Raw genomic sequence first — 23,420 nt, forward strand, 5'->3', positions numbered from 1 at the left:
AGCGGCCAGGTAGAGAGGCACAAACATGGGAAGGTACGTCGCCCGTCGCCTCGGGCAGATGGTCATAGTCCTCATCGGCGCGACCATGGTTCTGTTCGCTTGTCTGTTCGTTCTCCCCGGTGATCCCGTGGGTTCGATCGCGGGCAGCGACAAGGCTCGTGACCCAGCGGTGGTCGCGGAGCTCAAGGCGCGGTACGGGCTCGACAAGTCGCTGCCCGAGCAGTATGTGAACTACGTGTCGAAGGTCGCGACCGGAGACCTCGGCGAGGACTTCATCCAGCGCCGCGAGGTGTCCGAGATCCTCGGCCCCAAGCTGGCGAACACCGCGAAGCTGGCCCTGCTGGCCATCGCTCTCGTGACGGTGTTCGGCATGGGCGTCGGCATCATCGCCGCCCTGTACAGATACAGCATCCTGGACATGGCCACGACGTTCTTCACGACCATGGCGGTGGGATTCCCCACGTTCGTGATCGGCATGCTGCTCATGAAGTGGTTCGCGGTCGAGCTCCAGTGGTTCCCGCAGCTCGGTGGAGACAAGCTCGAAGGCATGATCCTCCCCGCGGTCACCCTCGCCATCACCGACATCGCGTTCGTCGCCCGCCTCACCCGCGGCACGATGCTGGAGGTGCTGCGCGCGGACTACGTGAAGACCGCCGTGGCCAAGGGACTTCCGCGCCGTCGCGTGCTCTTCAAGCACGTGCTCCGCAACTCGTCCATCCCGGTCGTCACCTACCTGGGCATCTCGTTCGGCGCACTTCTCGGTGGCGCGCTCATCACCGAGGCGATCTTCAACTGGGACGGTGTCGGTCTGGCACTGGTTCAGGCGATCCAGCAGCAGAACAACCCGATCGTGATCGGCGTGGTGACCTACAGCGTCGCCATCTTCGTCGTCCTCAGCCTCATCGTGGACCTGCTGTACGCGGCCCTCGACCCGCGTATCCGCCTCAGCTGACCGCCCCCCAAGGAGGATTTCCTCATGTCTGAGCTCGTCAAGAGCCCGGCGATCGGGGACGAGAGCCCCGTGCCGGCCACCCCGGCCGCCCCCGAAGCAAGCCCCAAGCAGCTCACCCAGTGGGGCGAGATCCGCCACCGCTACGTCCAGAACAAGCTGGCCGTCGTCGGTCTCGTGATCATCTGCCTGCTGTTCATCACCGCGATCTTCGGCAACATGTTCACGCCGTTCGACCCCGGCGCGCAGGACCTGGAGAACACCCTCGCGTCGCCGAACAGCACGCACTGGCTGGGCACCGACGCCCTGGGCCGCGACATGTTCTCGCGCCTCATAGCCGGTACCCGCGTGGCCATGTTCGTCGGCCTCGCCTCGATCTTCTTCGCCGTGCTGATCGGTGTCGCCCTCGGCGCCATCGCCGGCTACTTCGCCGGCTTCGCCGACACCCTCGTCATGCGCATCGCGGACGTCTTCCTCGCGTTCCCGCTGATGATCGGCGCCGTCGTCATCATCCTGGTCACCGGCCGCGGCATCACCCCGGTGATCATCTCGCTCGCGGTCTTCTCGTGGGCGACCGTGTCCCGACTGCTGCGCAGCTCGATCCTGTCGGTGCGCGAGATGGACTACGTCCACGCGGCCAAGGCGCTCGGCGCCAGCGGCGGCCGGATCGTCCGCACGCACATCCTGCCCAACTCGCTGACCCCCGTCCTGGTCTACGCGACCTTCAACGTCGGTACCACGATCATCGGCGTCGCGGCCCTCTCCTTCCTCGGCGCCGGTGTCCCGGTCGACGTCCCGGAGTGGGGCAACATGCTGGCGGCCGGTCAGGCCTTCATCGGCGTCCACGACTACCTGTGGCTCTACCCGAGCCTCTTCGTCGTCGTCACCGTGCTCGGCTTCGCCTTCGTCGGCGACGGCCTGCGCGACGCGCTCGACCCGAAGCTGCGGTAGGGCCGCCCGATGCTCCGAGACAACATCAGCAAGCAGGACGAAGGTGGCGGCGTGACGACGTCGGAGATTCTCAGCGTTGCGGAGACGGGCGGCGGGTCCGCCGTGCCGCTGCTGGAGGTGGACAACCTCCAGGTCGAGTTCAAGACCCGTGACGGGGTCGCCAAGGCCGTCAACGGCGTGAGCTACAGCGTCAGCGCCGGCGAGACCCTCGCCGTGCTCGGCGAGTCCGGCTCCGGCAAGTCCGTGACCGCCCAGGCGATCATGGGCATCCTCGACAGCCCGCCCGGACGCGTCTCCGGCGGCGAGGTGCGCTTCCACGGCAAGGACATCCTCAAGATGTCCGAGGAGGAGCGCCGCAAGCTCCGCGGCGACAAGATGGCGATGATCTTCCAGGACGCGCTGTCCTCCCTGAACCCGGTCTACTCGGTGGGCGACCAGCTCGGCGAGATGTTCCGGGTCCACCGCGGCATGTCCAAGAAGGACGCCAAGGCCAAGGCCATCGAGCTCATGGACCGCGTGAAGATCCCCGCCGCCAAGGCGCGCGTGGGGGACTACCCGCACCAGTTCTCCGGCGGTATGCGCCAGCGCATCATGATCGCCATGGCGCTGGCCCTGGAGCCGGACCTGATCATCGCCGACGAGCCCACCACGGCTCTCGACGTGACCGTCCAGGCCCAGGTCATGGACCTGCTCGCGGAGCTCCAGCGCGAGATGAACATGGGCCTGATCCTGATCACCCACGACCTCGGCGTCGTCGCCGACGTCGCGGACAAGATCGCGGTCATGTACGCGGGCCGGATCGTCGAGACCGCTCCGGTCCACGAGATCTACAAGCGCCCCTCGCACCCGTACACCCGGGGCCTGCTGGACTCGATCCCGCGCCTGGACCAGAAGGGCCAGGAGCTCTACGCGATCAAGGGCCTGCCGCCCAACCTGCTCCGCATCCCGGCGGGCTGTGCCTTCAGCCCCCGGTGCCCCAAGGCGCAGGACATCTGCCGTACGGAGATCCCGGTCCTGCACCCGGTCACCGAGCAGGACGGCACCGAACTGCCCGGCCGCGGCAGCGCGTGCCACTTCTGGAAGGACCAGATCCATGGCTGAGCTCAGCAAGACGACCACCGAGCGCGAGCCGATCCTCCAGGTACGCAACCTGGTCAAGCACTTCCCGCTGACCCAGGGCATCCTGTTCAAGAAGCAGGTCGGCGCCGTCAAGGCCGTCGACGGCGTGTCCTTCGACCTGTACCAGGGCGAGACCCTCGGCATCGTGGGCGAGTCCGGCTGTGGCAAGTCCACGGTCGCCAAGCTCCTGATGAACCTGGAGCGGGCCACCGCCGGCGAGGTCTTCTACAAGGGCCAGGACATCACCAAGCTGTCCGGCCGCGCGCTGAAGGCCGTTCGCCGCAACATCCAGATGGTCTTCCAGGACCCGTACACCTCGCTGAACCCGCGCATGACGGTCGGCGACATCATCGGGGAGACCTTCGAGATCCACCCCGAGGTGGCCCCGAAGGGCGACCGGCGCCGCAAGGTCCAGGAACTCCTGGACGTCGTGGGCCTGAACCCGGAGTACATCAACCGCTACCCGCACCAGTTCTCCGGCGGCCAGCGCCAGCGCATCGGCATCGCCCGCGGCCTCGCGCTCAACCCGGAGATCATCATCTGCGACGAGCCGGTCTCCGCGCTCGACGTGTCGGTGCAGGCGCAGGTCATCAACCTGATGGAGAAGCTGCAGGACGAGTTCAACCTGTCCTACATCTTCATCGCGCACGACCTGTCGATCGTCCGGCACATCTCGGACCGCGTCGGGGTCATGTACCTCGGCAAGATGGCCGAGATCGGCACCGACGCCGAGATCTACGAGCACCCGACCCACCCGTACACGCAGGCGCTGCTCTCGGCCGTCCCGGTCCCCGACCCGGCCGCCCGCGAGGGCCGCGAGCGCATCATCCTCACCGGAGACGTCCCGTCCCCGGCCAACCCGCCGTCGGGCTGCCGCTTCCGCACCCGCTGCTGGAAGGCCCAGGACAAGTGCTCCACCGAGGAGCCGCTGCTGGCGATCCCGGAGCGTTTCAAGGGCCAGGACACCCCGGCCGCGCACCACTCCGCGTGCCACTTCGCCGAGGAGAAGGCCATCCTGGCCGTCTGACGCACAGGCTCGACCCACGCTCTACCAGGCCGGCCCCCGGCGCCTCACGGCGCCGGGGGCCGGCTGCGCTCGTCGCCCCCGCGGCCGCCGGCCGGGCTCCGCGCAAACCGGTTGCGACGCCGGTGTCCCGGGCCGGAGAGTGACGCAATGACCATCACCGTACGACCCGCCGGTCCCGGGGACGCCACCGACATCTGCGCCCTGCTGAACGCCGTGGACGTGATCGAGATCGGCCGGCCCGAGACCGACCTCACCGCCGTGGAGTCCGACCTCAACGCCCCTGACGTGGACCTGGCCACCGACTCCTGGCTCGCCTTCGAGGGCGGCCGGCTCCTGGCCTACGCCATGGTCTGGGCGGACTCCGGACCCGGCCGGGTCGACGGGGACCACTACGTCCTGCCCGGCCACGACGAGGCCGCGACGCTCCTGCTGGAACGCATGGAGGCCCGGGCCCGCGAGATCACTGGCGGGACGGGCACCCTGAAGATCCAGCTCAATGTGGCGCCCACCATCGACCTGGCCCTCCTCTCCGGGCGCGGCTACCGCACCATCCGCCGCTACCAGGTCATGACGCGCTCCCTGTCCGCGGCCGCCGACCCCGCGCCCACCCCGCCCGCCGGACTCGTCCTGCGCCACTGCGGCGACGACGAGGCCGACCGCCACCGGGCCCACGCCCTGGTCGAGGAGACCTTCGCCGCCCACTTCGGCCATGTGGACCGCCCGTACGAGACCTGGCTGGACCACATCGAGGGCCGGGGGCTCGACTGGTCGCTGGTCTGGATCGCGAGCCTGCCCGGCGAGGGCGACGTGGCCGTACTGCTCACCCGGGACGACCGGACGAGCATGGCCTGGATCAGCCACATAGGCGTACGCCACGACGTGCGCGGCCGGGGCGTCGGCGGCTTCCTGCTGCGCCACGGCTTCGCCGCCCACGCGGCGCGCGGCCGCGACACCATCGGCCTCGGCGTGGACACCCACAACGCCACCGGCGCACTCGCGCTCTACGAGGCGCACGGCATGGCCCTGCACTACGGCGTCGACGCCTGGGAGCTGGCTTTGCACCCCCAGGGGTGACAGGGGCAGGACGCGCGGGTGCAATCGGTCCAACCATGCGTGTGGGGGACCGCGCATAGGGTGACATTGGCCCCTAAGTGAGTCTTGGGAGCCATAGGAGGCACTTGATGCGCGGAGCCACCCACGCCAAATGGGCCGCAGGTGCGGTGGTCGTCGCCCTCGTGGCGACGGCCTGCGGCGGCGGGAGCGACAGCGGCGGCGGTGGCGAAGCGGGGATCGTCAGCTCGTCGTGGGGTGACCCGCAGAACCCGCTGGAGCCCGCCAACACCAACGAGGTGCAGGGCGGCAAGGTCCTCGACATGCTCTTCCGCGGCCTCAAGCGCTACGACCCCGAGACCGGCGAGGCCAAGAACATGCTCGCCGAGTCCATCGAGACGACGGACAGTCAGAACTTCACCGTCACGCTCAAGGACGGCTGGAAGTTCAGCAACGACGAGCCCGTCACCGCACAGTCCTTCGTGGACGCCTGGAACTACGGCGCGGACGTGCGCAACAAGCAGAACAACGCGCCGTTCTTCTCCGACATCGTCGGCTACGACGACGTCCACCCGGCGTCCGGCGAGCCCAAGGGCAAGACGATGTCCGGGCTGGTGGTCAAGGATTCCAAGACCTTCACCGTCGCCCTCAAGAACAAGTTCTCCACCTGGCCCGAGACCCTCGGCTACCAGGCCTTCTCGCCGCTCCCCAAGGCCTTCTTCACCGACCACACCGCCTGGCTGGACAAGCCGATCGGCAACGGCCCGTACCTGGTGGACTCGTACAGCAAGGGCACCGGGATGAAGCTGCGCACGTGGGACGCGTACCCCGGTGAGGACAAGGCGCAGAACGGCGGCGTGGACCTGAAGGTCTACACCGACAACAACACCGCCTACACCGACCTGATCTCCGGCAACCTCGACCTCGTCGACGATGTCCCGGCCCAGCAGCTGAAGAACGTCCAGAACGACCTCGGCGACCGGTACATCAACCAGCCGGCCCTCATCATCCAGACCCTCACCTTCCCGCTGTACGACCCGCAGTGGAGCAAGCCCGGCATGGAGAAGGTCCGCCAGGGCATCTCCCGGGCCATCAACCGCGACGAGATCACCCGGCAGATCTTCCGGGAGACCCGGACACCCGCCAAGGACTGGACCTCGCCGGCGCTCGGCGAGAAGGGCGGCTTCTCCGCCACCGCCTGCGGCGACGCCTGCGTCTACGACCCGGCCGAGGCCAAGAAGCTCATCCAGGAGGGCGGCGGCCTCCCCGGCGGCAAGGTCACGCTGACCTCCAACGTGGACACCGGCTCGCACCGCGACTGGATGGACGCCGTCTGCAACAGCATCAACAACGCGCTGGGGGAGGGCCCGGTCTGCACCGTCAACCCGGTCGGCACCTTCGCAGACTTCCGCAACCAGCAGAGCAGCTACAAGCTGACCGGCCCCTTCCGCTCCGGCTGGCAGGCCGACTACCCGCTGATCCAGAACTTCCTGCAGCCGCTCTACTACACCGGCGCCTCCTCCAACTACGGGAAGTTCAGCAACAAGGAGTTCGACGCCCTCATCGACCAGGCGAACCAGGAGAGCGACGCGGCCAAGGCGATCGCCGGCTTCCAGGAGTCGGAGAAGATCCTCGCCGAGCAGATGCCGTCCATCCCGCTCTGGTACCAGAACGGCAGCGCCGGCTACTCCGAGCGCCTGGAGGACGTGGCCCTCAACCAGTTCAGCGTCCCGGTCTACGACCAGATCAAGGTGATCTGACCCCCCCGGATCCGGGCCCTCCGCACCGCGGGGGCCCGCCGCGCCCGCCAACAGCATGGAGCACTCCATGGGACGTTATGTGATCCGGCGGCTGCTCCAGATGATCCCGGTGTTCATCGGCAGCACGTTCCTGATCTTCTTCATGGTGTACGCGCTCGGTGACCCGGTCGCGGCCCTCTTCGGTGACAAGGCCCCCGACCCGGCCACCGCCGCCCGCATCCGCAAGGACCTCTACCTCGACCAGCCCCTGTGGAAGCAGTACCTCCACTACATGGGGCAGATCTTCCAGGGCGACTTCGGCACCGCCTTCAACGGACAGTCCGTCACCGAGCTGATGGCCGCCGCCTTCCCCGTCACCCTGCGCCTGACCCTCGTCGCGATCTTCTTCGAGGTCGTCATCGGCATCACCCTCGGCGTGATCAGCGGCCTGCGCCGCGGCAGGACCGTCGACTCCTCCGTGCTCGTCCTCACCCTCGTCGTCATCTCGGTGCCCACCTTCGTGACGGGCTACCTGCTCCAGTTCCTCTTCGGCGTCCAATGGGGCTGGGTACGGCCCACCGTCTCCCCGGACGCACCCCTGAACGAGCTGATCCTGCCCGGCATCGTCCTCGCGCTGGTCTCCCTCGCCTACGTCACACGCCTCTCGCGCACCTCCATCGCCGAGAACGTCAAGGCCGACTACGTCCGCACCGCCACGGCCAAGGGCCTGCCCCGCCACCGGGTCGTCACCCGCCACCTGCTGCGCAACTCCCTGATCCCGGTGGTCACCTTCATCGGGACCGACATCGGCGCCCTGATGGGCGGCGCCATCGTCACCGAGCGGATCTTCAACATCCACGGCGTCGGCTACCAGCTCTACCAGGGCATCCTGCGCAACAACTCGCCCACGGTCGTCGGCTTCGTGACCATCCTCGTCATCGTCTTCCTGCTGGCGAACCTGCTCGTCGACCTGCTCTACGCGGTCCTGGACCCGAGGATCCGCTATGCCTGATCCCGAGCGCCCCGAACCCGCCGGCTACGACCCGGTCGGCCCCCGCCCCAAGGAAGCCGTCTCGCCCACCGGTCAGGGGGGACCCATGGATCTCGCACTGGACGAGGCCGAGAGCGTCGAAGGCATCGAGAAGACCGCCGGACCGGGCGCGTCCGGCCCCAGGGAGCGGGCCCGCTCCCTGTGGTCCGACGCCTGGCACCAGCTGCGCCGCAACCCCGTCTTCGTCGTCTCCGCAGCTCTGATCCTCTTTCTCGTCGTCATCGCGATCTGGCCGCAGCTCATCGCGAGCGGCGACCCCCTCCAGTGCGACCTCTCCAAGTCCCAGCAGGGCTCCGCACCCGGCCACCCCTTCGGCTACGACACCCAGGGCTGCGACGTCTACACCCGCACCGTCTACGGAGCCCGCGCCTCCATCACCGTCGGCGTCTGCGCCACCCTCGGCGCCGCCCTGCTCGGCTCCGCCCTCGGCGGCCTCGCCGGCTTCTTCGGGGGCTGGGGCGACTCCCTGCTCTCCCGGGTCGCCGACATCTTCTTCGGCATTCCGGTCGTCCTCGGCGGCCTGGTCTTCCTGTCCGTCGTCACCAGCACCACCGTCTGGCCCGTGGTCGGCTTCATCGTGCTCCTGGGCTGGCCGCAGATCGCCCGCATCGCCCGCGGCTCGGTGATCACCGCCAAACAGAACGACTACGTCCAGGCCGCCCGGGCCCTGGGCGCCGGCAACGCCCGGATGCTGCTGCGGCACGTGGCGCCCAACGCCGTCGCCCCCGTCATCGTCGTCGCCACGATCGCGCTCGGCACGTACATCGCCCTGGAGGCGACCTTGTCCTTCCTCGGCGTCGGCCTGCGCCCGCCCACCGTCTCCTGGGGCATCGACATCTCCAACGCGGCCTCGCAGATCCGCAACGCCCCGCACATGCTGCTCTGGCCCGCAGGCGCGCTCAGCATCACGGTGCTCGCCTTCATCATGCTCGGCGACGCGGTGCGCGACGCCCTCGACCCCAAGCTGCGCTGAGGAGCCCCGCACATGCTGCTCGACGTCCGCGACCTGCACGTGGAATTCAAGACGCGCGACGGAGTCGCGAAGGCGGTCAACGGAGTCCACTACTCGGTGGACGAGGGCGAGACGCTCGCCGTGCTCGGCGAGTCCGGCTCCGGCAAGTCGGTGACCGCCCAGGCCGTGATGGGGATCCTGGACGTACCGCCGGGCCGGATCGCCGGCGGGGAGATCCTCTTCAAGGGCCGCGACCTGCTGAAGATGAAGGAGGACGAACGGCGCAGGATCCGCGGCGCCGAGATGGCGATGATCTTCCAGGACGCGCTGTCCGCCCTGAACCCGGTGCTGACGGTGGGCGCCCAGCTCGGCGAGATGTACGAGGTCCACCGCGGCACGTCCCGCAAGGACGCCCGGGCCAAGGCGGTCGAGCTGATGGACCGGGTGCGGATCCCGGCGGCGAAGCAGCGGGTGGGGGACTACCCGCACCAGTTCTCCGGCGGTATGCGCCAGCGCATCATGATCGCCATGGCGCTCGCCCTGGAGCCCTCGCTGATCATCGCGGACGAGCCGACGACCGCCCTGGACGTGACCGTCCAGGCGCAGGTGATGGACCTGCTGGCCGAGCTCCAGCGGGAGCTCAACATGGGCCTCATCCTGATCACCCACGACCTCGGCGTCGTCGCCGACGTCGCCGACAGGATCGCGGTCATGTACGCGGGCCGCATCGTCGAGGCGGCCCCCGTCCACGAGATCTACAAGGCACCCGCGCACCCGTACACACGCGGCCTGCTGGACTCCATCCCGCGCCTTGACCAGAAGGGCCAGGAGCTCTACGCGATCAAGGGCCTGCCGCCCAACCTGCTCCGCATCCCGCCCGGCTGCGCCTTCAACCCGCGCTGCCCGATGGCGCAGGAGGTCTGCCGCAGCGACGTCCCGCCGCTGTACCCGGTGACGGAGTCACCCGTGCCGCGGGCCAGCGCCTGCCACTTCTGGAAGGAGTGCCTCCATGGCTGAGCCCCTCCTTGAGGTGAAGGACCTGGCCAAGCACTACCCGCTCACCCAGGGCATCCTCTTCAGGAGGCAGGTCGGCGCGGTCAAAGCCGTCGACGGGGTCTCCTTCGACCTGCACGCCGGCGAGACGCTGGGCATCGTGGGCGAGTCCGGCTGCGGCAAGTCCACCGTGGCCAGGATGCTGGTCAACCTGGAACGGCCGACCTCGGGTTCGATCGCGTACAAGGGCGAGGACATCAGCCGGCTGTCGGCGCGCGCTTTGAAGGCCGTGCGCCGCAACATCCAGATGGTCTTCCAGGACCCGTACACCTCGCTGAACCCGCGCATGACGGTCGGCGACATCATCGGGGAGCCGTACGAGATCCACCCCGAGGTGGCCCCCAAGGGCTCGCGCCGCGGGCGGGTCCAGGAGCTGCTGGACGTCGTCGGCCTGAACCCGGAGTACATCAACCGCTACCCGCACCAGTTCTCCGGCGGCCAGCGCCAGCGCATCGGCATCGCCCGCGGCCTGGCCCTCCAGCCCGAGATCATCGTCGCCGACGAGCCGGTGTCCGCCCTGGACGTCTCCGTGCAGGCGCAGGTCGTCAACCTGCTGGAGAAGCTGCAGGACGAGTTCGGCCTGTCCTACGTGTTCATCGCGCACGACCTGTCGATCGTCCGGCACATCTCCGACCGGGTCGGTGTCATGTACCTCGGCCGGATCGTCGAGATCGGCACCGACGCCGAGATCTACGAGCACCCGACCCACCCGTACACGCAGGCGCTGCTTTCGGCCGTGCCGGTCCCCGACCCGCAGGCCCGCGCCCGGCGCGAGCGGATCATCCTCTCCGGCGACGTCCCGTCCCCGGCCAACCCGCCGTCGGGCTGCCGCTTCCGCACCCGCTGCTGGAAGGCCCAGGACCGCTGCACGACGGAGGCCCCGCTGCTCGCGATCCCGGAGGCCTTCCCCTCCGGCCCGGCGGCGCATCCTTCGGCATGTCACTTCGCGGCGGAGAGGCGGGTGGTCCCGCACGTGCCGCCGGAGGAGACCGACCGGACCGGAGGACTGCACAAGGACTGAGACGCTCACCCCGCCGACCGATCATTTCCGGACACCCGTCGAATTGCACTTGCGGGGGCGGGAGCGTTCTCCCAACTCGGTTTACATCCAGGCAACTTGACCGTTTCTGCCCCGAGATCTGGGGCAGGCAGGCTGGGTGCTGTGCGGCCGTGCGGGTGCCGACAGCCGGCCGGAGGGCGTAAACGCCCCCCGGCCGGCCTTTGTGTGACCCCGCACGTGCGCGGCATGCGCCCCTTGTGCTGCCGGATTTCGATCGATGCGCTGGCACGGAAAGTTATGATCCGTAGCGCACGGTGGGTATGACTCTCGCCGAGCACGAATACGCGTACCGATGTCCGCTCGACGTGGAGGTGAAACGCCGTGGCACTCTCGATCTCTGCCGTGGTGCTGCTGGCGATCATCGTTTTCCTGCTGGTCCGCCGTGCGGGCCTCAAGGCGGGACACGCGGTGGTCTGTGTGCTCCTCGGCTTCTACCTGGCGAGTTCCACCATCGCCCCGACCCTCAGCCAGCTCACCTCGAACGTGGCGAGCATGATCAGCGGCATCAAGTTCTAGGCGGTGTCCCGGCAGTGGTCGCCGGGGCCCGCCGGGCGGGGCGGGCAGGCCGGGTCCGGCGCGGGGTACCCCCTACGCTAGGCCCATGAACGGTCTTCCCGCCCGTCGTCTGCTCTTCGTGCACGCGCACCCCGACGACGAGTCGATCAACAACGGCGTCACCATGGCCAAGTACGCGGCCCAGGGCGCCCACGTCGCGTTGGTGACCTGCACCCGGGGCGAGGAGGGCGAGGTCATCCCGCCCGCCCTCGGCCACCTGACGGCCGACCGCGACGACACCCTCGGCACCCACCGGATCGGCGAACTCGCCGCCGCCATGGCCGAACTGGGCGTCCATGACCACCGGTTCCTAGGCGGCCCCGGCCGCTACCGCGACTCCGGGATGATGGGCGCCCCGCAGAACCGCCGCCCGGAGGCCTTCTGGTCCGCCGACGTGGACGAGGCCGCCGCATACCTCGTGGAGGTGATCCGGGAGCTGCGCCCGCAGGTGCTCGTCACCTACGACCCGGACGGCGGCTACGGGCACCCGGACCACATCCAGGCCCACCGGGTCGCCATGCGCGCCGCCGAACTGGCCGCGGAGAAGGCGTACCGGCGCGACCTCGGGGACCCCCACACGATCGGGAAGATCTACTGGAACCGCGTCCCGCTCTCGGTGGTCGAGGAGGGCTTCGCCCGGTTGAGCGCCGCCGGGGACGGGGTGCCCTTCCCGGGGCTGGCCTCGCCCCAGGACGTACCGGGGGTCGTGGACGACGAGCGGATCACCGCCGAGATCGACGCCGACGAGGCCCTCGTGGCGGCCAAGGCGGCGGCCATGCGGGCCCACGCCACCCAGATCGCCGTGGACGGGCCCTTCTTCGCCCTCTCCAACGACCTGGCGCAGCCGCTGTTCGCCCGCGAGTACTACGAACTGGTCGAAGGCCGGCCGGGCGTCGCGGCGGGCGAGCGCGAACGCGACCTCTTCGCGGGGGTGGACGCGTGACCGGCACCCTCACGGCGGGCCGCATCGCCGGCTGCCTGGGCCTGCTGGTGCTGGGTGCGCTGACCGGCGCGGCCGGCTGGCTGGTGGTCGACCTGTGGTTCCCCGGCGGGCTGCTGCTCGCACTGCTGGCCCTCTTCGGGCTGTTCCTCGGCGGCCGGCTCGCTCTCGGGACCGGCCTCGGGGTGGGCGGCGGCGCGGTCGGCTGGTTCCTCGCCTATGTGGTGCTCAGCCTCCCGCGCCCCGAGGGGGACTTCGTCCTCAGTTCGTCCGGAATCGGCATGTACGCCTACCTTTTGGGCGGAACGGTGCTGGCTGTGATGTGTGCCACGGTCACCCTTCCCACCGAACGGCCGGTTTCGGCCTCCCGGCCCGTCAAGTGACGTGGTGTCGGACCTCGTAGGGAGTCCGGCGGACAGGTGCACGCGGGGTCTCTCGTGGCGCTTCAGGGGGGTTTGAGGGGCCTAAGAGGAACCCCTGATTCCTGCCGGTCAGTTGCGCGCGGGCGGCGGCCAGTATGGTGGACGGGCCGCCGAGCTGCCCGCGCACGGTATGACGGGCGGCGGAGCCAACCGGGAGAACCTGCCTTGAGTCGTGAAACCGACAGTTCGTCCTCCGGGCCCAAGGGGCACGGTGGAGCCGCTTACCCCTCGGGTACGCCGCCGTACGGAACCGGCCAGCACCCGTCCACGACTGTGCCCGGGCCTGGCGCGGCGACCGCCCCGGAGGAGAACCCTGTGACCTCGAATCCGTCCACGCCCGAATCCGACGGACCCAAGACCGAGACCACCCTGACGACCCGGATCCGGATCAACATCCCGGGTTCGCGGCCGATCCCCCCGGTGGTCGTGCGCAAGTCGATGGGTACCAACACCGGCACGTCCGGCGGCGGGACACCGACCCCGCCGGAGCCGGCGCCCGGGCAGCAGGCCGAGCCCCCGCTCCCGCAGCGGCCGGGTCCCCGCCCGACGCGTGTCGAGGCCGCGCCGGAGCCGGACCCGGCCCCGGCGCAGGCCGAGGAGACCGCCAGCAACTGGTTCGCGCCCCGCAAGCCGCCCACCCCCGCGCCCGCGGCGCCCGCCGCGCCCGCCGCCGCGCAGATGCCGCCGGCCGCCCAGGCGCCGCCGCTCGCCAGGCGGGTGCCCGGCGCGACGCCGACGCCGCCCCCGTCCCCGTCCGGCGGTGGCTTCGCGCCTCCGCCGCACACCCAGGCACCGCCGGCGCCGGACGCCGCGTACGCGCCGCCGCGCACCCCGCCGCCGCCCGTCGCCGACTACGGCACGGGCTACGCCCCGCAGCAGGCGCCCGCCCCGGCGGCGCCGATGCCCGGCGGCCCCGGCGTCGGGACGACCCAGGGCTTCCCCGCGTACGGGACCGGCCACGGCGACGGCGGCCCGTCCACCGAGGCGTTCCCCGTCTACGACAGCCAGGCCGACGGCCCCGCCGGCCCCACCGGCGGCCCCGGCTTCGGCTCCCGTCCCGCCGGCGGCGGCCCCTCCGACGCGGAGGCGGCGGGCTGGCCCGGTCCGGACCTGGACGGCCCGCTGCCGACCCCCGTTCCGGCCCCCTCGCCGACCGCCCCGCGCCCCACTGCGCCCGCGGACAAGAAGGCTGCCGTGAAGCCGGCCAAGCCCGCGAAGAAGGGCCGCTCCAAGCTGGTCCTCGTCGGCGGCGGCATCGTGGCGCTCCTCGGCGTGGCCTACGGCGCCGGGCTGCTCCTGAACCACTCCGACGTCCCCAAGGGCACCACCGTCCTCGGCGTCGACATCAGCGGCAGCCGCGACGAGGCCGTCGCCAAGCTCCAGACGGCCTTCGGCACCCGCGCCGCGGCCCCGCTCCAGCTGAGCGTCGGCGGCAAGCCGGTCGAGCTGAAGCCCGACAAGGCCGGCCTGACCCTGGACAGCCAGACCACGGTCCGCAACGCCGCGGGCAGCGACTACAACCCCATCACGGTCATCGGCTCGCTCCTCGGCAACGAGCGGGTCGCCGACGCCGTGATGCCCGTCGACGAGGAGAAGCTCACGGTCGCGCTCCAGGAACTCGCCGGCACGGCGGGCTCCGTCACCGAGGGCACCATCACCTTCGACACCGGCAAGGCCGTCGCCGTCCCCGGCAAGGCGGGCACCACCCTGGACGTGGACGGCTCCGTCGACCTCGTCACCAAGGCCTTCCGCGATCAGATCGGCACCGGCAAGGCGGCCGTCCTGCAGCTGCCCACCACCACCCGGGAACCGACGATCAACCAGGCCGAACTGGACCGTGCGATGAAGGAGTTCGCGGAGCCCGCGATGTCCGCCAACGCCACCGTCAAGGCCGGCACCAAGTCCATCGCCTTCGGCAAGCTGTCACTGCCCAAGATCCTCAGCATGCAGCCCGTGGACGGCCGCCTCACCGAGAAGTTCGACCTGGAGGCGCTCAAGGCGACCTACGGGAACACCTTCGACGGGGTCTTGATCACCCGCGGCACCGGCGCCAAGACGGCGGTCACCCCGCAGGACGTCGTCGGCGCGCTCGCCAAGGCCCTGCGCGGCAAGACCACGGCCGAGCGGACCGTGGTCATCGACACCAACCCCAGCTGAGACACGCCGCCGACGGTGCCCCCGCCCGGATCCCGGGCGGGGGCACCGCCGTGTCCGCCGCACGGCAACCGCACGGGCGGCCGACTGCTCCAGCCCGCCCGCCCGCCCGCCCGGCCGCGCCCCGCCCCGCCGGCCGGGGCCGCGGCCCGGACCCCGGTCCTCGAACGCCGGACGGGCTGCCCCCGGTCAGTTCAGGAGGGCGCGGGCCGAGACGGCCTCGGCCCGGATACGGGCGGCGGCGCCGTCGTCCACCGCCGCGACGACTTCGGCGTAGGCGTCGAGTTCGGCCGCCCCCTCCCGGAAGGAGCCCCGCTCCACCAGCAGCCGCGCCCGCTCGTAGCGCAGCGACGCCGGATGCGACGGCAGCATCAGCGACAGCTCCAGCGCCCACAGCGCCACCCCCGACTGCTCGGGGCGGGTGGAGGCCCACGCACGGATGTTGGTCAGGATCCGCAGCACGATGTCCAGCGTCCTCGCCGGCGTGCGCGGCCCCGACGCCAGCTCCGCCGGCCCGGCGCCCAGGGAGGCGCCGCCCGCGAACGGATCCACCACCACGCCCTCCTCCGGGTCGCCGAAGCCCACCACGAAGTGCCCCGGCAGCCCCAGCCCGTACACCGGCGCGCCCGCCCGCCGGGCGACCTCCAGCCACACCACCGACAGCAGGATCGGCAGGCCGCGCCGGCGCCGCAGCACCTCGTGCAGCAGCGAGGACGACAGCCGCTCGTAGTCCGCCGGGGTGCCGTGGAAACCGAGGCGCCCGCCCAGCAGGTCCGTCACCGCCGAGGCCCACGCCCGCCCGCCCCGCAGGCCGTACGGCAGCATCCCGGCCAGCCGGTCCAGCTCGATCTGCGCCCAGTCCATGACGCGTTCGTCCAGCTCCGGATCCGCCTCCGCCGCCAGCAGCAGGCACATCAGCGCCAGGTCGGGCCGCTCCGACCGGGCCTGCGCCGCGAACTGCTCCCGCCAGGCCGGCGTGCTCACCGGGCCGCCCGGAAGTGGTGGTAGACGTGGTGCGTCGCGAAGCCCAGCCCGTCGTACAGCGCCAGCGCCCCCGCGTTGTCGGTCTCGACCTGCAGCCACGCCGCCGACGCGCCCTCCTCCAGCGCGCGCCGCGCCAGGGCGGCCATCACCGCCGTCGCGAGCCCCTCCCGCCGGTGGGCGGGATCGACCGTCACCGCCGCGAATCCGGCCCACCGGCCGTCCACCACGCACCGCCCGATCGCCCGCCCCCCGGGGAGCGAGGCGAACCACACCGACGGGCCCCGCACCAGGACCCGCCGGGCCACGTCCGGGTCGGAGACCCTCCCGTAGCGCCCGAGCCACTCCTCGTCCGGGACACGGGCCAGCGTCACGGGCCCGCTCGCCGGCGCTTCCACGTCGCCCACAGGGGCCAGCGCCCCGATCCGTACCTCCGCCGACGCCTCGGACACCCACCCCCGGCGCTCCAGCTCCGCGCACAGCAGCTCCTGCGTGCCGGCGGCCCCCGTGGCGGCCTGCACATAGGCCGGAAGTCCTCGCTGCGCATACCAGGAGGTCACTCGCGCGAGTGCATCGTCGAGCGGTATGCCCGGGTCGCCGGCGGGCAGCACGGAATTGGCCCGCCGGGTGAACCCGGCGGAAGCGCGCAGCGTCCACCCGCCCAGAGACTCGCTCTCCAGCGGCTGCCAGGCCCGCGCCGAGACCCTCGTCAGCTCCTCGAAGGAGGCCGCCGGACCCCGCCGCCGGGCCGGCGCCGCGGGCACGACCTTGCCCGCCACCAGCGAGGATTCCGGGATGCGGACGGACTGCCCGTTCTTCTTTGTGATCAGCAGCACACCCGGGTCCCAGGATGTGAGAACACCGACCGTGTCCGTGAACTCGGGTGATCCGCTCGCTCCGGTCTCCACCCGTCGTACAGAGACACGTTTACCCACGTCAGCTGGGGTGATGCGGACCTCCAGCAGTCCTCCGGCAGTGATTTCCACAGCTCTGTCCGCCCCTCCTGTTCGGATCGTGCCCGGGAACGGAGATACTAGGTGCGGGCATCGACGACGCCGCGCTCCCGCGCGATATGGAAAGCCCTACCGAGGAGGAACGAGAGCGTGACCTACGTCATCGCGGAGCCTTGTGTCGACGTCAAGGACAAGGCATGCATCGAAGAGTGCCCCGTCGACTGCATCTACGAGGGCCAGCGGTCCCTGTACATCCACCCGGACGAGTGCGTCGACTGTGGTGCGTGTGAGCCGGTCTGCCCGGTCGAGGCCATCTTCTACGAGGACGACACTCCGGAAGAGTGGAAGGACTACTACAAGGCGAACGTCGAGTTCTTCGACGAGCTCGGTTCGCCCGGTGGTGCCTCCAAGCTGGGTCTGATCGAGCGCGACCACCCCTTCGTCGCGGGGCTGCCCGCCGGCATCAACGGCGAGCACTGACCTTTCACGGCAGAAGCGCCCCTCGGTCCCGTACGGCCTTCCCGCCGCACGGGACCGCGGTGTTTTCCGACCCGTCACACCAGCACTCAGAGAGAGCAGAGACCACCGTGGCCGCAGTATCCGACCGTCTTCCCGCCTTCCCCTGGGACAAGCTGGAGCCGTACAAGAAGACGGCGGCGGCCCACCCGGACGGCATCGTCGACCTCTCCGTCGGCACCCCCGTGGACCCGGTCCCGGAGCTGGTCCGGCAGGCCCTGATCGACGCCGCCGACTCCCCGGGCTACCCGACGGTGTGGGGCACGGCCGCCCTGCGCGACGCCATCACGGGCTGGCTGCGCGGCCGGCTCGGCGCGAGCGCCGCCGAGCACCGCAACGTCCTGCCGGTCGTCGGCTCGAAGGAGCTGGTGGCCTGGCTGCCGACCCAGCTGGGCCTGGGCGCCGGCGACCAGGTCGCCTACCCCCGGCTCGCCTACCCGACGTACGAGGTCGGGGCGCGGCTGTGCGGCGCGGAGCCGGTGGTCTACGACGACCCGACCACCGATCTCGACCCGGCGCGCGTGAAGCTGCTGTGGCTCAACTCCCCGTCCAACCCCACCGGCAAGGTCCTCGACCGGGCCGAACTCGTCCGTATCGTGGCCTGGGCCCGGCAGCACGGGGTCCTGCTCTTCAGCGACGAGTGCTACCTGGAGCTGGGCTGGGAGGCCGAGCCCGTCTCCGTCCTCCACGACGACGTGTGCGGCGGCTCGTACGAGGGGATCGTCGCGGTCCACTCCCTGTCCAAGCGCTCCAACCTGGCGGGCTACCGGGCGGCCTTCGCCGCCGGTGACGCGGACGTGCTCGGCGAGCTGCTGGAGATCCGCAAGCACGGCGGCATGATGACCCCCGCGCCGGTGCAGGCGGCCACGGTGGCGGCCCTCGGCGACGACCGGCACGTGGCGGAGCAGCGTGAGCGCTACGCGGCCCGCCGCGCCGCGCTCCGTGCGGCCCTGGAGGCGCACGGCTTCCGGGTCGAGCACAGCGAGGCGAGCCTCTACCTGTGGGTGACCCGGGACGAGCCCTGCTGGGACACCGTCGCCCACCTCGCGGACCTGGGCATCCTGGTCGCGCCCGGCGACTTCTACGGCGAGGCGGGCGCCCGCTTCGTGCGGGTCGCCTTCACCGCCACCGACGAGCGCGTCGAGGCGGCGGTCAAGCGCCTCGGCTGACCCGGCCCGTGACAGCCCGAGGGGGCCGGGAGTGTGCAGCTCCCGGCCCCCTCGGTGTTTGCCGGATGTCAGCCCTGCAGCGCGCCGCCGGGCAGCCCCGCCGGCAGGACATCGCCCACGGGCAGTGCGGAGACCGGCAGCTCCTGGGTCGTGGGCAGACCGCCGAGCAGGCCGCCCGCCTGGCCGGCCAGGTCGGAGGCGGGGGCCGGCAGGGTCTTGGCCGCGGCACCGGCGGTGCCGACGGCGTCGGTGGCGCTTCCCGTGGCCATGTCGGCGGCCGCCGCGGGGGCGTCCGTGGCGGTGAGTGCGCCCAGCTGCGGCACGGACTCCAGACCGGCGGCGTTGGCCGCGCCGGCCGCACCGACCACGGGCGCTGCCCCGGCTGCGACGAGCAGCGCGGCACGGGCGATCCGACGGGTCAGGGGGAGGGACATGATGCTCCTAAGCGGTAGCGGCTGAGTACGCCCTGACTAACCGCTCGTGGGGCGGGTGGAGTTGCGGCGCCGCCGGGTAAAGGATCGGTAGCGCATCGTTTAATCGGCTTCCGCGACAAGAGCATTGGATGCGCGCCGACCAGGGATTCCGTCCGTCAGGGGCACCCGCGGGGCGGGGTGGGCCCCGATGGTGATCACCCCCGCAGGAGTGATCCCTCGTACGCGCTGCCGGGTGCCCCCGGCTGACCCGCGCGCGCTTCGCCGGGCCACGGGCCGATCAGCGGGCCAGGAAGATCCGCACCTCGCCGGGAGCCGCACCGTAGGGATCGCCGTCGCCGTTCTTCGCGCCCGCGTCCCCCTTGTCCTGCCACCGGCCGCGGTCCTTGCCCGCGACCCAGCCGCGCAGGTCGTAGGAGACCCGGGCGATCCCCATCTCACGCGAGTTGGCCACCGCCCAGTGGGCCATCGCCCGGCTGCGGCGCGTCGCGGCCTCGCCCGCGTCCCGCTTCTCCACCATCGTGATCTCGGGCTCTGCGACGGCCCGGCCGCCGCCGGCGCTGCGGCCGGCCTGACCGCCCTGACCGCCCTGCGGGCCGAAGGTGTGCATCCCGTCCTGGCCGAAGATCCGCACCAGGCCCTCGCGCACCTTCTCCGCGTCGCCCGGCTGCGTGGGCGCCGGACCGCCGCAGTCGAGGCTGCCGCCGCCGGCGAAGGCCGCGGTCAGCACCGTCGCGTCCGGCTCGTGCTTGGCGTAGGCCTGCGGGAAACCGCTGCGCTGCACCTTCTGTGCGGCCACCGTCAGCGGCAGCCGCGAGTACCCCGGCACGTCGACGAGGTGGTCGTAGAAGATCCCGGCCGAGTAGACCGGGTCCGTGATCTGCTCCGGCGTGCCCCAGCCCATCGACGGGCGCTGCTGGAAGAGTCCCAGCGAGTCCCGGTCGCCGTGGTCGAGGTTGCGCAGGGCGGACTCCTGCATGGCGGTCGCCAGGGCGATGGTGACAGCCCGGTCCGGCAGGCCCTTGGCGATGCCGACGGCGGCTATCGTCGCCGCGTTCGCCGCCTGCTCCGGGGACATCTCGTACTTCTCGGAACCGCCGTCACGGCCTGAGGCGTCCGCGCTCGCGACGCAGAAGGGTGCGCCCCCGCCGTTCGAGGCGCGCTGTACGGCGAAGTACCCCACCACCGACAGGAGAACGAGCAGGCCGACGACCACACGGAGCAGCCTGCGGCGGCGAGGGCGGGGATCACGGATCTCGGACACGCGGCCCACCGTACTTGAGGCATATGACGCGTCCACCGGCCGGACGAGGGACGCATCGCCACACCCCGGGGCGTTAGGGTCAGTTCCATGTCCGAATCCGAGCTGGACCTCACCCTGGACGCCGCCGAGCTGACCGCCCGGCTCGTCGACATCCCTTCCGTGAGCGGCGACGAGAAGGTACTCGCCGACCTCGTGGAGAACGCGTTGCGCGGCCTGCCCCACCTCACCGTGGACCGCTTCGGCAACAACGTCGTCGCCCGCACGAACCTCGGCCGCGCCGAGCGCGTCGTACTCGCCGGCCACCTCGACACCGTGCCGATCGCCGACAACGTCCCGTCGCGCCTCGACGAGAACGACGTCCTGTGGGGCTGCGGCACCACCGACATGAAGTCCGGCGTCGCCGTGCAGCTGCGCATCGCCGCGACCGTGCCCGAGCCCAACCGGGACCTCACCTTCGTCTTCTACGACCAGGAGGAGGTCGCCGCCGACCTCAACGGCCTCGGCAAGGTCGCCGAAGCCCACCCCGACTGGCTCACGGGCGACTTCGCGGTCCTGCTGGAGCCCTCGAACGCCGAGGTCGAGGGCGGCTGCCAGGGCACCCTGCGCGTGCTTCTGCGCACCGCCGGCGAGCGAGCCCACTCCGCCCGCAGCTGGATGGGCTCCAACGCCATCCACACGGCGAGCCCGATCCTGGCCCGGCTGGCGGCGTACGAGCCCCGCCAGCCGGTCATCGACGGCCTGGAGTACCACGAGGGCCTCAACGCCGTCCGCATCGAGGGCGGCGTCGCCAACAACGTCATCCCCGACGCGTGCACCGTGACGGTCAACTTCCGCTACGCCCCCGACCGCAGCGAGGCCGAGGCGATCGCCCACGTCCGCGAGGTGTTCGCGGACTGCGACATCGCCGAGTTCGTCGTCGACGACTCCTCCGGCGGCGCCCTGCCGGGCCTCTCCCACCCCGCGGCCGCGGCCTTCATGGAGGCCGTGGGCGGCCGGGCCATGCCGAAGTTCGGCTGGACGGACGTCTCCCGCTTCAGCGCGCTGGGTGTCCCGGCGGTGAACTACGGTCCGGGCGACGCCCTGCTGGCCCACAAGGTCGACGAGCGCGTGGAGACGAAGGCGATCCTGCACTGCGAGGAACGACTCCGCGCCTGGCTGACCTCCTGAATTCCGCTTCCCGTCACCTTCGTGCGCCTACCCTGATCCAACGATCAGCAGGAGGGAGCACATCATGGGCAACCCCGGCATCTCCGACGGGTCCGCTCGTCACCGGCCCGAGGAGCAGCAGCTCGGGCCGGTGCTGAGGCGGCGGAGCCAGGTGCAGGCGGGCAGTACGACGGACCAGCGGCTGCTGGACTCCGCCGGGCCCTCCGAGTGGGTCCACACCGATCCCTGGCGGGTCCTGCGCATCCAGTCGGAGTTCATCGAGGGCTTCGGCACGCTGGCCGAGCTGCCGCCCGCGATCAGCGTGTTCGGCTCGGCCCGCACCCCGGAGGGCTCGCCCGAGTACGAGGCGGGCGTGCGGATCGGCAGCGCACTGGTCGACGCCGGATTCGCGGTGATCACCGGCGGCGGTCCGGGAGCGATGGAGGCCGCCAACAAGGGCGCCCGCGAGGCGAACGGGATCTCCGTCGGCCTGGGCATCGAGCTCCCCTTCGAGCAGGGGCTCAACCAGCACGTCGATCTCGGTCTGAACTTCCGGTACTTCTTCGTCCGCAAGACGATGTTCGTGAAGTACAGCCAGGGCTTCGTCGTGCTGCCCGGCGGGCTGGGCACGCTGGACGAGCTGTTCGAGGCGCTGACCCTGGTCCAGACCCAGAAGATCACCCGCTTCCCCATCGTGCTGTTCGGCACGGAGTACTGGAGCGGGCTGGTCGACTGGCTGCGGGGCACGGTGATCGCCCAGGGCAAGGCCTCGGAGAAGGACCTCTACCTCTTCCACGTCACCGACCACGTGGACGAGGCGATCGCCCTGGTGACCAAGGAAGTCGGGAAGTAGGTCCGGTCCGCGGGCCGGCCCCGGCCGGCCCGCGGGAGCGGGCGTCGGCCGGCGGTGGCTCAGGCCAGGCCGCGGCGGGCGACCGCGGGCGGCCGGTGGCCCTGGATGGAGCGGACCATGACCTCTTTCGGACGCCGCTCTCGCGCGGTGCGGCGCCAGGGCGCCTCACCGGCTTCGGGCGGCTGCGCCGGCCTCCGACCGGCGGTGGTTCAGGCCAGGCCGCGGCGGGCGACCGCGGGCGGCCGGTGGCCCTGGATGGAGCGGACCATGTCCAGGATCTGGCGGGTCTCCGCGACCTCGTGGACGCGGTAGACCTGCGCGCCCAGCCAGGCGGAGACGGCCGTGGTGGCCAGCGTGCCCAGCAGCCGTTCCTTGACCGGCTTGTCGAGGGTCTCGCCGACGAAGTCCTTGTTGGACAGCGAGACCAGCACCGGCCAGCCGGTGGCCGTCATCTCCTCCAGCCGCCGGGTCGCCTCCAGCGAGTGGCGGGTGTTCTTGCCGAAGTCGTGACCCGGGTCGATCATGATCGCGTCCCGGCGGACGCCGAGGGCCGCGGCCCGTTCGGCGAGCCCGACCGTGACCCGCAGGATGTCCGCCATCACGTCCTCGTACGCGGTCCGGTGCGGCCGGGTGCGCGGCTCGACCCCGCCGGCGTGCGTGCAGACCAGGCCGACGCCGTAGCGCGCCGCCACCTCGGCCAGCTTGTGGTCCACCCCGCCCCACGCGTCGTTCAGCACGTCCGCCCCGGCCTCGCAGACGGCCTCGCCGACCTCGTGCCGCCAGGTGTCCACGCTGATCACCACGTCCGGGTGGCGGCGCCGGACCTCGGCCACGAAACCGACCGTGCGCCGCGCCTCCTCGGCCGCGTCCACGTGCTCGCCCGGGCCCGCCTTGACCCCGCCGATGTCGATGATCGCGGCGCCTTCGGCGACGGCCTGCTCCACCCGGTCCAGCGCGGGCTCGTCGCGGAACGTCGCGCCCTGGTCGTAGAAGGAGTCCGGAGTCCGGTTCACGATGGCCATGATCACCGGCTCGTGGGTGTCGAACTCGCGCCTGCCCAGTCGCAGCATCCTGGTCTTTCCTCC

Annotated in this window: 23 protein-coding genes; 18 read left to right on the top strand and 5 right to left on the bottom strand. The window is 71.2% G+C overall.

What is annotated here, in order from left to right; translation table 11 throughout:
- Nucleotides 1-25 precede the first annotated feature (25 nt).
- The 14 genes from ACFWFZ_RS22005 (at nucleotide 26) to ACFWFZ_RS22070 (ending at nucleotide 15,025) form a co-directional block, all read left to right on the top strand.
- Nucleotides 26-952: an ABC transporter permease gene (locus ACFWFZ_RS22005; protein WP_387124488.1), complete on the top strand. Its 927-nt coding sequence runs from the start codon at nucleotides 26-28 to the stop codon at nucleotides 950-952.
- A 24-nt stretch (nucleotides 953-976) separates the two neighbouring features.
- The gene (locus tag ACFWFZ_RS22010) at nucleotides 977-1,900 is read left to right on the top strand and encodes an ABC transporter permease (protein WP_387124489.1); all 924 of its coding nucleotides are present in this window, start codon (nucleotides 977-979) and stop codon (nucleotides 1,898-1,900) included.
- 9 nt (nucleotides 1,901-1,909) lie between these two features.
- On the top strand, nucleotides 1,910-3,001 hold the full coding sequence (locus tag ACFWFZ_RS22015; protein ID WP_387124490.1) for an ABC transporter ATP-binding protein: 1,092 nt from the start codon (nucleotides 1,910-1,912) through the stop codon (nucleotides 2,999-3,001).
- Complete coding sequence (locus tag ACFWFZ_RS22020) at nucleotides 2,994-4,046, top strand: ABC transporter ATP-binding protein (protein ID WP_387124491.1); 1,053 nt, start codon at nucleotides 2,994-2,996, stop codon at nucleotides 4,044-4,046. Before ACFWFZ_RS22015 ends, ACFWFZ_RS22020 begins: the two co-directional genes overlap by 8 nt.
- Before the next feature lie 147 nt (nucleotides 4,047-4,193).
- Entirely contained in the window at nucleotides 4,194-5,120 is a 927-nt protein-coding gene (locus ACFWFZ_RS22025; protein WP_387124492.1) for a GNAT family N-acetyltransferase, read from the top strand.
- Between the two features lie 107 nt (nucleotides 5,121-5,227).
- Entirely contained in the window at nucleotides 5,228-6,856 is a 1,629-nt protein-coding gene (locus ACFWFZ_RS22030; protein WP_387124493.1) for an ABC transporter substrate-binding protein, read from the top strand.
- Nucleotides 6,857-6,923: 67 nt separating this feature from the next.
- Nucleotides 6,924-7,847: an ABC transporter permease gene (locus ACFWFZ_RS22035; protein ID WP_387124494.1), complete on the top strand. Its 924-nt coding sequence runs from the start codon at nucleotides 6,924-6,926 to the stop codon at nucleotides 7,845-7,847.
- An 85-nt stretch (nucleotides 7,848-7,932) separates the two neighbouring features.
- Complete coding sequence (locus tag ACFWFZ_RS22040) at nucleotides 7,933-8,859, top strand: ABC transporter permease (RefSeq protein WP_387124595.1); 927 nt, start codon at nucleotides 7,933-7,935, stop codon at nucleotides 8,857-8,859.
- A 12-nt stretch (nucleotides 8,860-8,871) separates the two neighbouring features.
- Nucleotides 8,872-9,855 (top strand): ABC transporter ATP-binding protein, encoded by a 984-nt coding sequence (locus ACFWFZ_RS22045; RefSeq protein ID WP_387124495.1) that lies wholly within the window; start codon nucleotides 8,872-8,874, stop codon nucleotides 9,853-9,855.
- A complete protein-coding gene (locus ACFWFZ_RS22050; RefSeq protein ID WP_387124496.1) occupies nucleotides 9,848-10,912 on the top strand; it encodes an ABC transporter ATP-binding protein in 1,065 nt (354 codons plus the stop codon). The genes ACFWFZ_RS22045 and ACFWFZ_RS22050 overlap by 8 nt, the downstream gene beginning before the upstream one ends.
- Nucleotides 10,913-11,272: 360 nt before the next feature.
- The gene (locus ACFWFZ_RS22055) at nucleotides 11,273-11,467 is read left to right on the top strand and encodes a hypothetical protein (RefSeq protein WP_030036986.1); all 195 of its coding nucleotides are present in this window, start codon (nucleotides 11,273-11,275) and stop codon (nucleotides 11,465-11,467) included.
- An 85-nt stretch (nucleotides 11,468-11,552) separates the two neighbouring features.
- Complete coding sequence (gene mshB, locus ACFWFZ_RS22060) at nucleotides 11,553-12,449, top strand: N-acetyl-1-D-myo-inositol-2-amino-2-deoxy-alpha-D-glucopyranoside deacetylase (RefSeq protein WP_387124497.1); 897 nt, start codon at nucleotides 11,553-11,555, stop codon at nucleotides 12,447-12,449.
- Entirely contained in the window at nucleotides 12,446-12,829 is a 384-nt protein-coding gene (locus ACFWFZ_RS22065; protein WP_387124498.1) for a DUF6113 family protein, read from the top strand. The genes mshB and ACFWFZ_RS22065 overlap by 4 nt, the downstream gene beginning before the upstream one ends.
- 354 nt (nucleotides 12,830-13,183) lie before the next feature.
- The gene (locus ACFWFZ_RS22070; protein ID WP_387124499.1) at nucleotides 13,184-15,025 is read left to right on the top strand and encodes a hypothetical protein; all 1,842 of its coding nucleotides are present in this window, start codon (nucleotides 13,184-13,186) and stop codon (nucleotides 15,023-15,025) included.
- Nucleotides 15,026-15,211: 186 nt separating this feature from the next.
- On the opposite strand, the gene ACFWFZ_RS22075 is transcribed toward ACFWFZ_RS22070, so the two are convergent.
- Entirely contained in the window at nucleotides 15,212-15,937 is a 726-nt protein-coding gene (locus ACFWFZ_RS22075) for a tetratricopeptide repeat protein (protein WP_387124596.1), read from the bottom strand.
- Nucleotides 15,938-16,002: 65 nt separating this feature from the next.
- Complete coding sequence (locus ACFWFZ_RS22080) at nucleotides 16,003-16,989, bottom strand: GNAT family N-acetyltransferase (protein WP_387124500.1); 987 nt, start codon at nucleotides 16,987-16,989, stop codon at nucleotides 16,003-16,005.
- A 117-nt stretch (nucleotides 16,990-17,106) separates the two neighbouring features.
- Here ACFWFZ_RS22080 and fdxA point away from each other — a divergent pair, with 117 nt between their 5' ends.
- Both fdxA and dapC read left to right on the top strand, forming a co-directional pair.
- On the top strand, nucleotides 17,107-17,436 hold the full coding sequence (gene fdxA, locus ACFWFZ_RS22085) for a ferredoxin (protein ID WP_030027294.1): 330 nt from the start codon (nucleotides 17,107-17,109) through the stop codon (nucleotides 17,434-17,436).
- A gap of 107 nt (nucleotides 17,437-17,543) precedes the next feature.
- Nucleotides 17,544-18,641, top strand: coding sequence for a succinyldiaminopimelate transaminase (gene dapC / locus ACFWFZ_RS22090; protein WP_387124501.1), 1,098 nt, complete (start codon nucleotides 17,544-17,546; stop codon nucleotides 18,639-18,641).
- A 68-nt stretch (nucleotides 18,642-18,709) separates the two neighbouring features.
- Here dapC and ACFWFZ_RS22095 read toward each other — a convergent pair whose 3' ends face one another.
- Nucleotides 18,710-19,075: an ATP-binding protein gene (locus ACFWFZ_RS22095; protein ID WP_387124502.1), complete on the bottom strand. Its 366-nt coding sequence runs from the start codon at nucleotides 19,073-19,075 to the stop codon at nucleotides 18,710-18,712.
- 277 nt (nucleotides 19,076-19,352) lie between these two features.
- On the bottom strand, nucleotides 19,353-20,336 hold the full coding sequence (locus ACFWFZ_RS22100; RefSeq protein ID WP_387124503.1) for a hypothetical protein: 984 nt from the start codon (nucleotides 20,334-20,336) through the stop codon (nucleotides 19,353-19,355).
- An 87-nt stretch (nucleotides 20,337-20,423) separates the two neighbouring features.
- Between ACFWFZ_RS22100 and dapE the strand changes: the two genes are divergently transcribed.
- Together dapE and ACFWFZ_RS22110 are read left to right on the top strand one after the other, a co-directional pair.
- Nucleotides 20,424-21,503, top strand: a complete 1,080-nt coding sequence (dapE, locus tag ACFWFZ_RS22105) for a succinyl-diaminopimelate desuccinylase (protein WP_387124505.1) — start codon at nucleotides 20,424-20,426, stop codon at nucleotides 21,501-21,503.
- Between the two features lie 64 nt (nucleotides 21,504-21,567).
- Nucleotides 21,568-22,335: a TIGR00730 family Rossman fold protein gene (locus ACFWFZ_RS22110; protein WP_387124506.1), complete on the top strand. Its 768-nt coding sequence runs from the start codon at nucleotides 21,568-21,570 to the stop codon at nucleotides 22,333-22,335.
- Nucleotides 22,336-22,544: 209 nt separating this feature from the next.
- Here the strand turns inward: ACFWFZ_RS22110 and folP are convergent, their stop codons facing one another.
- Entirely contained in the window at nucleotides 22,545-23,405 is an 861-nt protein-coding gene (gene folP / locus ACFWFZ_RS22115; RefSeq protein ID WP_387124507.1) for a dihydropteroate synthase, read from the bottom strand.
- Between the last annotated feature and the right edge of the window lie 15 nt (nucleotides 23,406-23,420).

The organism is Streptomyces sp. NPDC060232, assembly GCF_042726555.1.
Taxonomy (GTDB): Bacteria; Actinomycetota; Actinomycetes; order Streptomycetales; family Streptomycetaceae; genus Streptomyces.